Origin of the sequence: Streptacidiphilus fuscans, from assembly GCF_015690355.1 — a bacterium.
Lineage (GTDB): Bacteria > Actinomycetota > Actinomycetes > Streptomycetales > Streptomycetaceae > Streptacidiphilus > Streptacidiphilus fuscans.
Window position 1 is genome coordinate 1 of the sequence record NZ_JADPRT010000008.1, and the last position, 14,897, is coordinate 14,897.

The 14,897-nt window shown below is 71.4% G+C and carries 12 protein-coding genes; 3 read left to right on the top strand and 9 right to left on the bottom strand.

Going from position 1 to position 14,897, the window contains the following annotated elements:
* Positions 1 to 1,178, top strand: a 1,178-nt coding sequence (locus tag I2501_RS19720) for an FGGY-family carbohydrate kinase (RefSeq protein WP_196195449.1), incomplete at its 5' end; no start/stop codon positions are given.
* Between the two features lie 151 nt (positions 1,179 to 1,329).
* On the opposite strand, the gene I2501_RS19725 is transcribed toward I2501_RS19720, so the two are convergent.
* From I2501_RS19725 to I2501_RS19750, 6 genes are all read right to left on the bottom strand, one after another.
* Complete coding sequence (locus tag I2501_RS19725; protein WP_236046778.1) at positions 1,330 to 2,499, bottom strand: RNA polymerase sigma factor; 1,170 nt, start codon at positions 2,497 to 2,499, stop codon at positions 1,330 to 1,332.
* 200 nt (positions 2,500 to 2,699) lie between these two features.
* Positions 2,700 to 4,619, bottom strand: a complete 1,920-nt coding sequence (gene dnaG, locus I2501_RS19730; RefSeq protein WP_196195451.1) for a DNA primase — start codon at positions 4,617 to 4,619, stop codon at positions 2,700 to 2,702.
* A 67-nt stretch (positions 4,620 to 4,686) separates the two neighbouring features.
* Positions 4,687 to 5,952, bottom strand: a complete 1,266-nt coding sequence (locus I2501_RS19735) for an NAD(P)/FAD-dependent oxidoreductase (RefSeq protein WP_196195452.1) — start codon at positions 5,950 to 5,952, stop codon at positions 4,687 to 4,689.
* Between the two features lie 145 nt (positions 5,953 to 6,097).
* A complete protein-coding gene (locus I2501_RS19740) occupies positions 6,098 to 7,372 on the bottom strand; it encodes a deoxyguanosinetriphosphate triphosphohydrolase (RefSeq protein WP_196195453.1) in 1,275 nt (424 codons plus the stop codon).
* 36 nt (positions 7,373 to 7,408) lie between these two features.
* Positions 7,409 to 7,792, bottom strand: a complete 384-nt coding sequence (locus I2501_RS19745; protein WP_328806490.1) for a hypothetical protein — start codon at positions 7,790 to 7,792, stop codon at positions 7,409 to 7,411.
* 561 nt (positions 7,793 to 8,353) lie between these two features.
* Positions 8,354 to 9,118 carry a trypsin-like serine peptidase gene (locus I2501_RS19750; protein ID WP_196195454.1) on the bottom strand — a complete coding sequence of 255 codons (765 nt, stop codon included), beginning with the start codon at positions 9,116 to 9,118 and terminating at the stop codon, positions 8,354 to 8,356.
* Between the two features lie 395 nt (positions 9,119 to 9,513).
* Here I2501_RS19750 and I2501_RS19755 point away from each other — a divergent pair, with 395 nt between their 5' ends.
* Positions 9,514 to 10,680, top strand: a complete 1,167-nt coding sequence (locus I2501_RS19755) for an alpha/beta hydrolase (protein WP_196195455.1) — start codon at positions 9,514 to 9,516, stop codon at positions 10,678 to 10,680.
* Between the two features lie 130 nt (positions 10,681 to 10,810).
* Here the strand turns inward: I2501_RS19755 and I2501_RS19760 are convergent, their stop codons facing one another.
* Positions 10,811 to 11,722, bottom strand: a complete 912-nt coding sequence (locus tag I2501_RS19760; protein WP_196195456.1) for a PAC2 family protein — start codon at positions 11,720 to 11,722, stop codon at positions 10,811 to 10,813.
* 455 nt (positions 11,723 to 12,177) lie between these two features.
* On the opposite strand from I2501_RS19760, the gene I2501_RS39505 reads away from it, so the two are divergent.
* Complete coding sequence (locus tag I2501_RS39505; RefSeq protein ID WP_328806492.1) at positions 12,178 to 12,864, top strand: GNAT family N-acetyltransferase; 687 nt, start codon at positions 12,178 to 12,180, stop codon at positions 12,862 to 12,864.
* Between the two features lie 132 nt (positions 12,865 to 12,996).
* On the opposite strand, the gene I2501_RS19770 is transcribed toward I2501_RS39505, so the two are convergent.
* Together I2501_RS19770 and I2501_RS19775 are read right to left on the bottom strand one after the other, a co-directional pair.
* Positions 12,997 to 13,467, bottom strand: coding sequence for a hypothetical protein (locus I2501_RS19770; RefSeq protein WP_196195458.1), 471 nt, complete (start codon positions 13,465 to 13,467; stop codon positions 12,997 to 12,999).
* Between the two features lie 80 nt (positions 13,468 to 13,547).
* A complete protein-coding gene (locus I2501_RS19775; protein WP_196195459.1) occupies positions 13,548 to 14,519 on the bottom strand; it encodes a hypothetical protein in 972 nt (323 codons plus the stop codon).
* Between the last annotated feature and the right edge of the window lie 378 nt (positions 14,520 to 14,897).

The following is a 14,897-nucleotide window of genomic DNA, read 5'->3' on the forward strand; positions in this document are numbered from 1 at the left end:
ACGCGGGCGGCGTGCTGGCCCGTCCGGCGATACTGCGCAACGACCCCCGCCCGGCCACCGCCGCCCTCGCCCTGGTCGACGAGTTCGGCGGCGCGGTCGCCTGGGCCCAGGCGACCGGCGCGGTACCGCCCGTCTCCTCCACCGTCGCCAAGCTGCGCTGGCTCGCGGAGAACGAGCCCGCCGCGGCCAAACGGATCGCCGAGGTGCTGCTCCCCCACGACTGGCTGGTCTGGCAGCTCCTCGGCCAGGCCGCCCGCCGCACCACCGACCGCGGCGACGCCTCCGGCACGGGCTACTGGTCCTCGGTCGAGGAGCGCTGGCGTCCGGACCTGGCCGCGCTGGCGCTCGGCCACGAGCTGCACCAGTTCCCGCAGGTCCTCGGCCCCGCCGAGGCCGCCGGGCAGAGCCCCGAGGGGCTGCTGATCTCGGCCGGCACGGGCACCACGATGGCCACCGCGCTCGGCCTCGACCTCGGTCCGGGCGACGTGATGATCTCCCTCGGCAGCAACGGCACGCTCCACGCGGTGCACACGGAGGCCCTGCAGGACCCCGCCGTCGCCACCTACGCCGACGCCACCGGACGCTTCCTGGCCCAGGTGGTCACCCTGAACGCGGCCCGCGTCCTGCGTGCGGCAGCACTGATGCTGGGCACCGACCTCCAGGGCCTCAGCGAGCTGGCCCTGCGCTCCACCCCCGGCTCCTACGGCCTGGTGCTGCTCCCCTTCCTGGAGGGCGAGCGCACGCCGTCCCTGCCGCACGCGGCCGGGACGCTCTCCGGGCTGCGGGTCGACTCGATGAAGCCGGAGCACTTCGCCCGCGCGGCGGTCGAGGGCATGCTGTGCGGCCTCGCCGATGCGGTGGACGTGCTGCGCGGGGCCGGGATCCCGGTCCACCGGGTCTTCCTCACCGGCCTCGCCAGCCGCTTGGCCGCGGTCCAGGCCGCGGCTCCGGGCATCTTCGGTGTCCCCGTCGTCGTCCCGGCCCAGGCCGAGTACGCCGCGATCGGCGCTGCGCGCCAGGCCGCGTGGGCCCTGGCGGGCAGCGCGACGCCTCCGGCCTGGCAGCCCCCCGCGCCTGCGGCACTCCTGGACCCCTCGGAGGACTCCGCCGTCGGCGGGGCGGTGCGAGCGCAGTACGAGGCGGTACTGAAGCAGACGCACCCCGAGTTGAACCGGTAGGTCTGGGCTGAGGGCACGTTGCAACACCTCAGGGGCGCGGGGAACTGCGCGACAAGCCACCCACGCAGGTAGAGCACCGAACGAGCAGGGCCATCCGCACCGGGTGGTTGCTCGCGCCGTTCCCCGCGCCCCTGGACGTTTGCAACGTCCCTCAGTCGAGATAGCCGCGCAGCTGGTCCGCGAACGCGTGGTCACGCAACTTGTTCAGGGTCTTGGACTCGATCTGGCGGATCCGTTCGCGGGTCACGCCGAAGAGGCGACCGATCTCCTCCAGGGTGCGCGGACGGCCGTCCGCCAAGCCGTAGCGGAGTTGGACCACCTTGCGTTCACGCTCGCCGAGCGTGCTGAGCACCGCCTCCAAGTGCTCGCGCAGGAGCATGAACGCCGCCGACTCGACCGGGGAGGCCGCGTCCCCGTCCTCGATGAGATCGCCGAGCGCGACGTCGTCCTCCTCCCCGACAGGGGCGTGCAGGGAGACCGGTTCCTGGGAGAGGCGCAGGACCTCCATGACGCGTTCCGGCGACAGCTCCAGGACCGCGGCCACGTCCGCCGCGCGTGGTTCGGAGCCCTGCTCCTGGAGGAGGCGGCGCTGGACCCGGACCACGCGGTTGATCAGCTCGACCACGTGGACCGGGACGCGGATCGTGCGGGCCTGGTCCGCGAGCGCACGGCTCATCGCCTGGCGGATCCACCAGGTCGCGTACGTCGAGAACTTGTAGCCGCGGGCGTAGTCGAACTTCTCCACCGCGCGGATCAGGCCCAGGTTGCCCTCCTGGACCAGGTCCAGCATGGTGAGGCCGCGTCCGATGTAGCGCTTGGCCACCGAGACGACCAGCCGCAGGTTGGCCTCGATCAGGCGGCGCTTGGCCATCCGGCCGCGCACGATCAGCTGGTCGAGTTCGTCGGCGAGGGCGACGTCGACCGTGTCGTGATGGAGCGCCAGGTACTCCTCGGCGAAGAGTCCGGCCTCGACCCTGCGGGCCAGCTCCACCTCGTCGGCCGCGGTCAGCAGCGGGATCCGGCCGATCTCGCGCAGGTACTGGCGGAAGAGGTCCGCCGAGGGTCCGCCGGTGTCGTCCAGGGCCGGGGCCGGTTCGTCCTCGACGGCCTGCAGTTCCTCGGCCGTGGGTTCCTCCACGACGGGAACGCGACTCGCTGGGGGGACCTGCTCCAGGACGGGGGCCCGAGGTACGGGAACCTGCACGATCATGGCGGGGTCGAGGGCCGTGGCAACGTCCACGTCCTTCCCTTCCGGCGTCGGAGGAGGCCCCGGAGGCGGGGCCGACGCCTGCTGGGGGGCGGTGTTCGGGACACGCGGCATCGGAACGTCGGGCGGCTCGTCGCCCTCCGTCCGGGACGCCTGGGGCGCGGTACCGCCGTCGTCGGCGGCCCGCGACTGCGAGTGATGGGGCACCAGGACCAGTGTGCGCCCGGCCGGGGCTCCGGGCAGAGACCCGTGCGCCGAGTTTCTGTGGTGAATCGGTCACCCAGGGTGAAGAGACACCGTCACCCGACGCGGCGTCAGAGTGCCGCGGCCCCACGGGATCGCAGCGCGCCCTCGTACTGCTGGAGTGCCCACAGCTCCCCCTGGACGGCCGCGAGCTGCTCCGGGTCGCCGTTGGTGCCGAGGCGTTGCAGCTGGCCGCGGCAGGCGGCGACGCGACGGGCCACGGCCTGGAGCCGCAGCCTGACCAGGAACTCGCCCGCGTAGACGGCGTCCGGCGCGCGGCGGGTGCGCACGGGCTCGACGGCGAGCTCGGTGATCAGCCCGCGCACCCCGTCGTCCGGGGCGACCTCGCGCAGCACGTCAACCCAGACGTCGGCGGCCTGGGCGCCCGTGGTGACTCCGCCGCCCGCGACGACGGCCTCCCGCACGCTGGCGTAGGGCGGGGTCGCGAACTCGTCGACGCCGAAGTGGTCCAGCATCGGGGCGACCAGCGCCGGGAACTGCAAGGCCAGCTTGAGCAGTTCGCGCTCCACGAACTGCGCCGGGTTGCGCGGGTCCAGCCGGTACGCCGGGCGCTGCGGCGCGGCCTGGACCGGCGCGGGCTGGACGCCCCGACGCTGCGGGCCGCCCTGCGCGTTGCCCCCGGCGTCGCGGCGGGCCGCCTCCCAGCGGGCCAGCTGGCCGACGCGGCGGACGACGAACTGCTCGTCCAGGATGCCCAGCAGGCCCGCGAGCCGGACCGCGTACTCGTGCTGGATCGAGCGGTCCTTGATCCGGGCCACGATCGGCGCGGACTGGTCCAGCGCGGCGGCGCGGCCCTCGGCGGTGTCCAGGTTGTGGCTGCCGACGGCCGCCTTGATGGCGAACTCGAAGAGCGGGACCGGGTGTTCGATCAGGTTGCGGACCGCGTCGTCGCCCTCGGCCAGGCGCAGCTCGCACGGGTCCATGCCGCCGGGGCTGACCGCGATCGAGGTGCGGGCGGCGAACTTCTGGTCATCCTCGAAGGCGCGCAGCGCGGCCTTCTGGCCGGCGGCGTCACCGTCGAAGGTGAAGACCACCTCGCCCTTCCAGGCGGAGGTGTCCATCAGCAGCCGGCGCAGGATCTTGATGTGGTCCTCGCCGAACGCGGTGCCGCAGGTGGCCACGGCCGAGGGGACACCGGCCAGGTGACAGGCCATCACGTCGGTGTAGCCCTCGACCACGACGGCGCGGCCGGAGCGGGCGATCTCCTTCTTGGCCAGCTCGATGCCGTAGAGGACATGGGACTTCTTGTAGAGCGGCGTCTCGGGCGTGTTGAGGTACTTCGGGCCGTTGTCGTCCTCGCGCAGACGGCGCGCGCCGAAGCCGACGACCTCGCCGGTCAGGTCGCGGATCGGCCAGATCAGCCGGGCCCGGAACCGGTCCATCGGACCGCGGCGGCCCTCCGAGCAGATGCCGGAGAGCAGCAGCTCGCGATCGGTGTAGCCCTTGCCGCGCAGCAGCCGGGTCAGGTTCTCGAAGCCGCCCGGCGCGTAGCCGACCGAGAAGTGGGCGGCGGCCTCGCGCTCGAAGCCGCGCTCCTTGAGGAAGCGTCGGCCGATCTCGGCCTCGGGGCTGTTGAGTTGCTCCTGGAACCAGGTGGAGGCCAGCTTGTTGATCTCCAGCAGCCGGGTCCGCTCGCCCTGCTGGCGGCCCGGGACGTAGGAGCCGCCCTCGTACCGCAGCGTGATGCCGACCTGCGGCGCGAGCCGCTCCACCGTCTCCACGAAGGAGAGGTGCTCGATCTTCATCACGAAGCCGATGGTGTCGCCGCTCTCCTGGCAGCCGAAGCAGTTGAAGACGCCCTTGGCCGGGTTGACGTAGAAGGACGCGGACTTCTCGTCGTGGAACGGGCACAGCCCCTTGAGCTGACCGCCGCCGCCGTTGGCGAGCTGGACGTACTCGCCGACGACAGCGTCGATCCGCAGGGCGACCTTGACCGCCTGCACGTCCTCGTCCTTGATGCGTCCCGCCACGCATGAAGTCTACGGGGGTGGACGGACACTTCCGGGACGGCTGCGTCCGGGTCAGCTGCGGGGCGGGCTACTCCACCAGCGCGGCGAGCGGGACCGACGGGTCGGCCAGGCGTTCCGGGTCGACCGGGCGCTGTGAGCGGACCAGGTCCTGGATCGGCTCGGTCACGTCCCAGACGTTGACGTTCATCCCCGCAAGCACCCGGCCGTCCCCCGCCTGCCAGAAGGCGATGAACTCGCGCTTGCCCGCGTCGCCCCGGACCACCACCCGCTCGTAGTCGCCGGGCGCCACGAAGCCGGAGTACTCCATGCCGAGGTCGTACTGGTCCGAGAAGAAGTAGGGGACGCGGTCGTAGACGACCTCCTGCCCGAGCATGGACCGGGCGGCGGCCGGGCCGCCGTTCAACGCGTTGGCCCAGTGCTCGACGCGGAGTCGGCGCTCGAAGAGCGGGTGCCAGGAGGCGGCCACGTCCCCGGCCGCGAAGATCCGCTCGTCGGAGCTGCGCAGCGACGCGTCGACCGCGATCCCGCCGCCCTCCTCGCGGCGGGCCAGCTCCAGCCCGGCCTGTTCGGCCAGGGCGGTCTGCGGGGCCGCGCCGACGGCGACGAGGACGGCGTGCGCGGGGTGCTCCTGGCCGTCGCTGGTGTGGGCGGCCAGGACCATCCCGTCCCGGCCCTCGATGCCGGTGACGGTGGCGCCGAAGTGGAACTTCACGCCGCGCTCCTGGTGCAGCTCGGCGAAGAACTCGCCCAGCTCCGGGCCGAGGACGGCGTGGAGCGGCGTCGGCAGCGGCTCGATCACGGTGACCTCGACGCCGTAGCCGCGGGCCGCCGCCGCCACCTCCAGGCCGATCCAGCCCGCGCCGACGATCACCAGGGTGCCGTTCTCCCGGCCCAGCGTCTGCAAGGTCGTCCGCAGCCGGTCCGAGTCGGCGAGACGGCGCAGGAAGTGGACGCCGCCCAGGTCGATGCCGGGGATGTCCAGCACCCGCGGCGCGGCGCCGGTCGTCAGCAGCAGCCGGTCGTAGCGGATCACCCCGTCGCCGCTCAGCTGCACCTCCCGCGCCTGGCGGTCCAGCCCCACCACGGAGGAGCCGAGGTGCAGCTCGACCTCGTGCGCGGCGTACCAGGTCGTGTCGTGCACGAAGAGCTCGGACCGCTCCGAGGAGCCGGTCAGGTAGGTCTTGGAAAGGTTGGGGCGCTCGTACGGCTGCTCGCGCTCCTCGCCGAGCAGTATCACCCTCCCGGAGAAACCCTCCGCCCGCAGCGTCTGCGCGGCCTTGGCCCCGGCCAGTCCTCCGCCGACGATGACGTGCGTCTCGTGCGCGTCCGCCATGTTCCGTTCTCCCGCCTGTCGGATCACTCACTCTGTAGCTGCATGCCGTACCCGGCACCACTGGTCCGTGTGCGCAGTTCCCCGTGTTCGGCATCGAGAGTCCCGCATGGACACCCGGAGGTGAAGAGGGCGTCACCCGCCCGTGTTACTGACGCCCGGTCAGCAGCCGGTGCCGGACGAGCGCGGAGGCGTCCGTCAGCGTGGCGATCTGGTCGATGACCGCCCGCAGCCGGCCGGCGTCGTCCTCGGCCTCCTCGTACAGCGTGCGGAAGGCCGGGTCCAGCCCCACCCCCTGCGGTGCGACCGCGACCAGCGCCTCGGCCAGCTCACTGATCACCACCCGCTGCCGCTGACGGAGCTGCTCCTGGTCGTCGCGCTGCATGACGTAGCGGTCGGCGACCGCCTTGAGCACCGCGCACTCCAGTCGGACCGAACGCGGCACGATCAGGTCGGCCTGATAGCGCGTCAGCGGACCCGGACCGTAGGAGGCACGGGTGGCCGTCTCGGCGGCGGTGCAGAACCGGCCGATCAGCTGACTGGTGGCGTCCTTGATCCGGGCCTGGTCCCGCGCGAAGCCGTCGTAGCTGTGCGGCCACCACTCCTCGCCGCGCAGCCGGTCCAGCGCCTCGGCGAACTCCTCCGGCTCGGCGTTGGGCGCGTAGCGGGCGGCGACCTTGTACAGCTCGGCGCGCTCGGCGGTCGAGGCCAGCGCGTGCGGGTCGATATGGCCCGCGTGCAGGCCGTCCTCGACGTCGTGAACGGAGTAGGCCACGTCGTCGGCCCAGTCCATCACCTGCGCCTCGAAGCAACGGTGGTCCTTCGGGGCGCCCTGGCGCAGCCAGCGGAAGACCGGCAGGTCGTCCTGGTAGACGCCGTACTTGTGCGGCAGTTCGGGATGCTCGCCGCGCGCCCACGGGTACTTGGTGGCCGCGTCCAGCGTCGCCCGGGTCAGGTTGAGGCCGACGCTGGTGGTCCGGCCGTGGTCGTCCGGGTGCGGGACGAAGCGCTTGGGCTCCAGGCGGGTGAGGATCCGCAGACTCTGCGCGTTGCCCTCGAACCCGCCGCAGGACTGCGCCGCCTTGTCCAGCGCCTCCTCGCCGTTGTGGCCGAACGGCGGGTGGCCGATGTCGTGGGAGAGGCAGGCCGTCTCCACCAGGTCCGGGTCGCAGCCGAGCGCGGCGCCCAACTCCCGCCCGACCTGGGCGCACTCCAGCGAGTGGGTCAGCCGGGTCCGTGGGAAGTCGCTCTCCAGCGGCGCGACCACCTGCGTCGTTCCGGCCAGCCGCCGCAGCGCGGCGGAGTGCAGCACCCGCGCGCGGTCACGCTGAAAGGCCGTCCGGCCGGGACGCTTGTCCGGCTCCTCGACCCAACGCGCCTGCGCGGCGGGGCTGTAGCTGGTGACCTGCGCGGTTTCGTCCATCCCCGTCACGGTAACCCGACGGACCGACAGCCGGCGTCAGGCTCGCAGCAGGCGCTTCCAGCGCGGCTGCTCGGTGACCAGGCAGGCGAGGGCGAGAACGGTCACCAGCACGGCGGCCCAGGCCCAGAAGAGCAGCCACCCCGCGACGACGGCTCCGCCGAGCTCGGCGAGCACCATGACGACCGTCACCCACCCCGGCACGGCGAGCACGGCGCCGCCGCCGGGGCCCGGCTTGTCCCCGGGCGTCTGCAGGACGGCGGGGACGCCGATCAGCACGACGTCGACGAGGATCGCCGCCAGGATCGAGTGACCCCACAGCGCGATCGGCAGCCCGATCCAGCCCACCAACTCCAACCCGGCCCGCAGAGCGGTCGCATACGCCCGCTCCTTGAAGGGCTCCACCCCTGCTGTGGTCTCCACCACATCCGCCTCCCCCGGTCACGGCGGATCCTAGGGCCTGACGGCGCGTCACGCAGGAGCTTTCAGCACGCGGGGAAGTTGCACCTCCAGGGGCGCGGGGCTCTGCTGATACGCGGCTCCGCCGCGCGGGCGCGACAAGGCGGGCGAATGCTGCCGCATGTGGTTGCACTATCAGGGGCGCGGGGCTCTGCTGATATGCGGCTCCGCCGCGCGGGCGCGACAAGGCGGGCGAATGCTGCCGCAGCTGGTTGCACTATCAGGGGCGCGGGGCTCTGCGGATCTGCGGCTCCGCCGCGCGGGCGCGACAAGGCGGGCCCATGCTGCCGCAGCTGGTTGCACTATCAGGGGCGCGGGGCTCTGCGCGACAAGCCACCCACGCAGGTAGAGCCCCGAACGCGCAGGGCCATCCGCATTCAGTGGTTTCTCGCGCAGTTCCCCGCGCCCCTGGAGGCACAACTACCTGCGGGAGCTTCGGTGACCCGTCGCGCTCACGCGGCGGAGCCGCATATCAGCAGAGCCCCGCGCCCCTGGATAGTGCAACTGGACCCGTCTGCCGAAGGCTCAGGAGTGCGACGGCGAAGCCGGCGTCACTCCTGCGGCGGCTGCCGCCTGGTACAGCGCTTTGACGGGGGTGCCGAAGTACGCCGCGTACGACACGTCGTCCGTGTCGCCGCCCTCCTGGTAGCCGCCGATCACGCCCAGGACCGTGCCGAGGCCGGAGACGGGGTCGATCCCCCGCAGCAGCGGGCCGCCGCTCGTGCCGTCGGGGAAGCCGGTGCAGTCGAACTCCGCCTGGGTGGCGCTGAAGATCTTGGTCGTGTTGAGGCAGGAGACCGGCTTGTCGGTCTCCGCCGGGTAGCCGACCACGCCGACCGTCGCCGGCATCGGCTGGTTGAAGGCGATCTTCTCCGCCCCGACCTCGTCCTCGATCCGGGCGCTCGGGTCACCGTTCTTGTGGACGACGGCGAAGGCGACGTCCGTGTCCGGGTCGCTGTTGGCGGCCCAGTGCGGGTCGATCAGCAGCGCCGAGGAGTACCACACGCCGAACGGCTGCAGGCCGTCGTGGTAGCCGGGGACGAAGGCGATCGGGCCGGGGGTGGGCGAGCCGTTGGCCGGGTCGCTCAGGCAGTGCGCGGCCAGGACGATGACGTCGCCGCCGGGAGAGTCGACCACGCTCGCCGTGCAGAAGTGATGGGACAGCGACGTGTCACCCGCGGAGAAGACCGCGCCGACCGCAGGCAGTCCCTCGAACTCGCTCGCGTGGCCGTTGGGCGTCGCCTGGGACCCCGCGAGGCTTGCGGGTACCGACGCCTTCGGATGGGGCATGCTGTAAGCGTCCAGCGGTCCCGAGGCCCGGCGCTCGGGGGCTGCCTCGCCGGCGGCACCCGTGCTCGCGTGGACCAGGACCAGGAGGAAGCACGCCACGAAGGCCAACGCCCCAACGGAGCGTGACGTTCGTCGCAACAGTCCTCGGTCCACCGTCGGATCATAAGCATCGGTTCGGGGGGCCTGTCGAGAGGCGCGGCGTGGCTACTGTCGGCTTTTTCGACAGTTCTGTCACGAACGTACAGGTAAGAGGTCTGCCCTCACCTGCCTTGGCTAGCGTGCAAATAAGATGGCACCCCGCTCCAACGGCCGCAGCCACGGAGTGTCCAGAGTAGAGACAGAGGCCATCGGGCCTGCCCCCGACCTCGAATCGCGAGAGACGAAGAGACCCAGACGTGAGCCTGACCGGAACAGCGTTCTTCTACACCCTGATCATCGCGACACTCGTCGCGATGGCGGGCACTCTGGTGCTCTGGGGTCGTGTGCAAGGCCCCCAGTGGCTGCGCTGGGTCAGCAGGGTCGCGATGATCGCGGCCTGCCAGCTGACCGCCATCTCGGTGGTCGCCGTCTGGATCAACAACGCCAACGGTCTCTACACCTCGTGGGCGGACCTCTTCGGCGAGCAGCAGCCGATCAGCGTCCCGGTCGCCGCCGCCGACAACGGCATGAACATCCAGTTCGCCGCGGACCGGGCGGGCTTCCAGCGGGCTCACTTCTTCGGCAAGGCGTCCAAGCTGACCGGCGAGGCGCTGGTCTGGGTGCCGCCGCAGTACAACGAGCCGCAGTACGCGCACTACGACTTCCCGGTGATCACGCTGCTCTCCGGCTACCCGGGCAGCCCGTGGTCCTGGATCGGCGGCGGCGACGTGCCGAACAGCCTGTCGGGGATGATGGCCAACGGCACGCTTCAGCCGTCCATCCTGGTGATCCCGGAGATCTCCCCGTCCGGGACGAACACGGACTGCACCGACGTGGGCGTGAACAAGAACGCCACGTGGCTGGCCAAGGATGTGCCCAGCATGATCAAGAACCAGTTCCGGGTGATGAACAACCCGCACGCCTGGGGCCTGGTGGGCTACTCGACCGGTGGCTACTGCGCGCCGAAGCTCGCGCTGGAGTACCCGACCGTCTACGGCAGCGCGGTCGGCCTGAGCCCCGACGACTTCCGCGGCGACCCGACCATCGTCAAGGACAAGAAGATCCTGGCCGCGGAGAACCCGCTGGCGCTCGCCAAGAAGGCGACCAGCGCGGACGTCTCCATACTCATCGCCACCACCAAGAGTGACCGTTTCAGCACCCCGGCCAACGCCCAGGCGCTGTACCACGCGATCAAGTGGCCGGTGCAGATGCCCGAGCCGATCGTCCTCAACGACGGCGGCCACAACTGGAACACCTGGAAGAGCCTCTACCCGGTGGTCTTCCCGTGGCTGAGCCAGCAGTTGATGGCCCCGCAGCCGGTCGCGACGACGCCGTCCCCGTCGCCCTCCACGGTCGTCAAGGCCGACGCGGTCTCCAAACTCGTCACCACCAACGCGGTGCTGACGGGCCGTAGCCGGGGCTGACAGACGCACAGACGCACCGTCAGGACAGCGCAGAAGGGGTGGGGCCCGACGGGCCCCACCCCTTCTCGTATCGGTAATGACCCCGGTGTGAATGCGGGCTCGGACCCGTCACGACGCGGTCACGACAAGGTCACTCCCCCTCGCCCTGCTCGGCGAGGAACTCCTCGAAGGCGCGTCCCAGCTCGTCGGCGGAGGGCAGGTCCACGGGCTCGGCGAGCAGGTTCTCGCGGTCGGCGGCGCCGGCCACCGCGTCGTACTGCTGTTCCAGGCCCTGGATGGCGGTACGCAGCTCCGCGTCGCCCTCGGCGATCTGGCGGTCGATGTCCTCGCGGACCTCGTCCATTCGGCCCCGCAGCGCCGTGCCGGGCAGCATCAGCCCGGTGGCGCCCTGGACGGCCTCGAGAACGGTCACCGCAGCCTGCGGATAGGGCGTGCGGGCGAGGTAGTGCGGCACGTGCGCGGCGAAGCCGATGACGTCGTGGCCGGACTCGGCGAGCCGGAACTCCAGCATCCCGCCGACGCTGCCGGGCACCTGCACTTTCTCGAACCAGCGCGGGTGGGTGCCCAGCAGCTCGTTGCGGTTGCCGTGCGGGGTCAGGCCCACGGGACGGGTGTGCGGGACGCCCATCGGCACGCCGTGGAAGGTCACCGAGAGGCGCACGCCGAGCCGCTCCACCACCTGGCGGACGGCCGCGGCGAACCGCTCCCACTCGACGTCCGGCTCCGGCCCGGTCAGCACCAGGAACGGCACGCCGACGGCGTCGTGGACCAGGTACAGGTCGAGCGCGGGGGCCTTGTAGGAGGCCCAGTGGTCCTGGTCGAAGACCATGGCCGGGCGGCGGGCCCGGTAGTCCACCAGCCGGTCCGCGTCGAAGCGGGCGATCAGCTTCTTCTCCGGATCGGTGAGCAGCTCGTCGACAATCTGCTCGCCGGTCTCGCCGGCGTCCATGAAGCCCTCGAAGAAGTGCAGCAGGATCGAGGCGTCCGCGGCCAGCTCCTCGGCTTCGGGCTCCCATGTGTACAGCCCCTGCGGTTCCAGCACCTGCGTCCCACTCCTTCGCTCGCCTGCGTACGCGCCTGTCGTGGGGTGCCCGGAAAAAGGCTTCCCCTACCCTGGTGCAAGCATTGCGGAACCAGGGTTCATTCCCCAATTCGGTGCGCGGAGCGGAATCGCGCGCCCCCGATGACACGCCGTACAAGCAGGAATCGCGCGGCTGGGATGACTTAGTCCTCCGCTACAGGTATGGTCCTCTCGCTGCACTCCACTCTCGTCGCTGCGTACGTTGCGTGGAGCGCCCGCACCACCCCCTGCTTCGCACCTTGCCTTCACCTGGCCGCCCGCTGTCCTTCGCGCTCTCGTCTCCGCCTCGGCCATCTTCCGGACACAAACTGTCCCCCCGCACCCGCGTGCCCTCACGGCGAACGCGATCCGTCGTCGTGCCCGTGCGCGCCGGGGTGCACCCTCCTGACCCCACCCGCCGAAGGACCGAAGGCCAAGTGCCCGTACCCGTCTTCCTCTGCGGCACCACCGCGCGGCTGGAGCCGCTCTCCGAGCACCACATCGAGCCTCTGGCCGCGGCAGCGGCCGAGGACCGCAGCAGTTATGCCTTCACGCCGGTTCCGCACGGCGTCGAAGCGACGGAACGTTACGTCCACGACGCGCTCGCCGCCCAGGCGGCGGGGCGCGCGCTGCCCTTCGCCACGGTCAGAGCCTCGGACGGCCTGGTGGTCGGGTCGACCAGGTTCACCGAGCTGGACTACTGGCAGGGCCCGGTGATCTGGCCCCCGGGCCCCCGCGGCCCCGTCGGCGACCCGCTCTCCGCCGTCCCCGACGCCACCGAGATCGGCGCCACCTGGCTCTCCCCGCGCGCGCAGGGCACCGGAATCAACACCGAGGCCAAGCTTCTGATGCTGCGTCACGCCTTCGAGACCTGGGGCGTCCGCAGGGTGTCCCTCCGGGCGGACGCGCGGAACATGCGGTCACGCGTGGCGATCGAGCGCTTGGGCGCGGTGCTGGAGGGTGTCCACCGCAACCACACGCGTGGCTTGGACGGGATGGTGCGCGGCACCGCGTTCTACTCCATCCTCGACGAGGAGTGGCCAGCGGCGCGGGCCGCGCTCGAGCTGCGCGTGCTGCACCGGCCGGCTGCGCTGACCCCGGAACGCCCGTTGATCTCGGCGTAGAGGGAAGTTGCACCATCCAGGGGCGCGGGGAACTGCGCGACAAGCCACCGACATGCGGATGGTCCTCAATGAACAGGGCCATCCGCACAGGGTGGTTGCTCGCGCAGTTCCCCGCGCCCCTAGATAGTGCAACTAGCCCTTGACGACGAGGGTGACCTTCCAGTTCTGGCCGGCCTTGGTGGAGCTGGTGAGGACGGCCGTGCCGTCCGCCGTGCCGACGAACATCGCCGGGGTGACGCCGAGGGGCGCGGTCATCACGCCGGTGTTCGCCGGGGCGAGGATCTGCGCGCCGGAGGCCTGGACCTGGCCCCACTGGCTGCCCTTGACCGCCGTCAGGAAGACGTCGACCCTGCCCCCCTTCGGCAGGCAGTAGACGCCGTTCTGCTGCTCCGTCAGCTCCCCCGCGGAGTGCGGCAGCACGCCCGCCGGCAGCTGCGTGCACGCCGCAGCGGGCGCCGCTGCCGCCGCGGAGGACGAGGCAGGCGCGGACGAAGCCCCTGCTGAGGGTGCCGCCGCGGAGGGAGACGACGATCCACTCGACGAGCACGCCGTGACGAGGAACGGCAGCAGCAGGACAGGCAGGGCACGCAGAACTCGGTTCACCACTCGCTCCTCCGGGAAGGCCCGAGGCCGAACCCGCCCCCGTGGGGGACGGACTCGGCCTCGGCAGGACTACTCAGAACTCAGTGCTGGTTGCTCGCGCCAGCGTAGTAGGTGACGCAGTTGCCCGCGCCCCCGCCGTAGTTGTTGCTCCACAGCGACTGCACCGCGAAGTTCGAGCCGTTCAGGCTGATGATCGCGGACGCGCCCTGGCCGCTGGAGATCCAGGCGCACTTGTCACCGGTCTCGGAGCCGGACGGGTCCACCCAGCCGCTGCTCGGCGCCGGGTCGGTCAGCGTCTCCGCGTACTCGTGGCCGCCGACGATCGTGATGCCCTCGTCGGTCGAGTTCACGCCGGAGGAGCCGGTGGCAACGAAGCCCGAGCCACAGGCCGAACCCGCGTCGGTGATGTACGGCATGTTGGTGTAGGGCAGGTCCGCACCGGAGGCCGTGGTGGTGTGGTCGTGCCAGGCGCAGTACTGCGTCTTGAAGCCCGACGGCACGACGCCGTGGGCGGCGTCGACGATGATCTGGACGTTGTCACCCGAGACGTTGAAGTGCGCCGCGGCCTTGACCGCCTCGGCGGCGATCTGGGCGTCGGTCGGCTTGCTGGGCGCCTTGGTGGAGCTGTCCAGCCAGGTGCCGCCGACCGGGTTGGCGGCCGGGTGGCCGACCGGGGTGCCCGCGCCGTTGCACTGGGTCGTTCCCGTTGCGACGCCCTCGCAGTACTGGGTCTGCGAGGTGAAGAAGGTGTCGCCACTGCCGTAGGCGTGCTGGAAGAAGCTCAGCTGGAGCGCCGCCTCGCCGGACGGGTCATTGGTGACCGTGGAGCCGGTCCCCCACTGGTTTCCCCAGTAGACGACGTAGACGGTCGGGGAGGTGACGACGTTTCCGCCGCCGTAGGCCAGGTTGCCGGTGGTGCTCACCGCGGCAGCCGCCTTGTGGGCGTTCATGTGGTGGGGGGCGAGCTCGCTGGCGTTGGCAGGAGCCGCGGCGAGGAAGCCGGCAGCGGCGATGGCGGTGGCGCAGCCTGCGACGAGTGCAGAACGGAGCACGGGTGTTGCCCTTCTCGACGGGGGAATTACGGGAGGGCTGTGCAGTACCGCTGGCCAAGCGGCTGTGGTGTCACCACGGTTGGGGGTTGCTCTTGCGATGCGAGAACTTAGCCCGCCGATCAATGTCCGTTCAAGAGCCGGACAACCCCCTCTGAGCGAACTCAGAGATTCCGGAAACAAATCCGCCCCATTGGGGCTCTCACCAGCGAAAACAAACCCACAAACGCGCCAGATTCCAGCCGAACTGACGCAAAGCCAGGGTCTACACGCGTCCCGCTGCGGCCCCCGCGAAAGCAAAAAATCCGGGGCGGGGGGGCGGGCGCCGGGGTGCGGTGCGGCCCCCCCGCCGGGCCCCCCCGGCCCCCGCGCGCCGCGCCC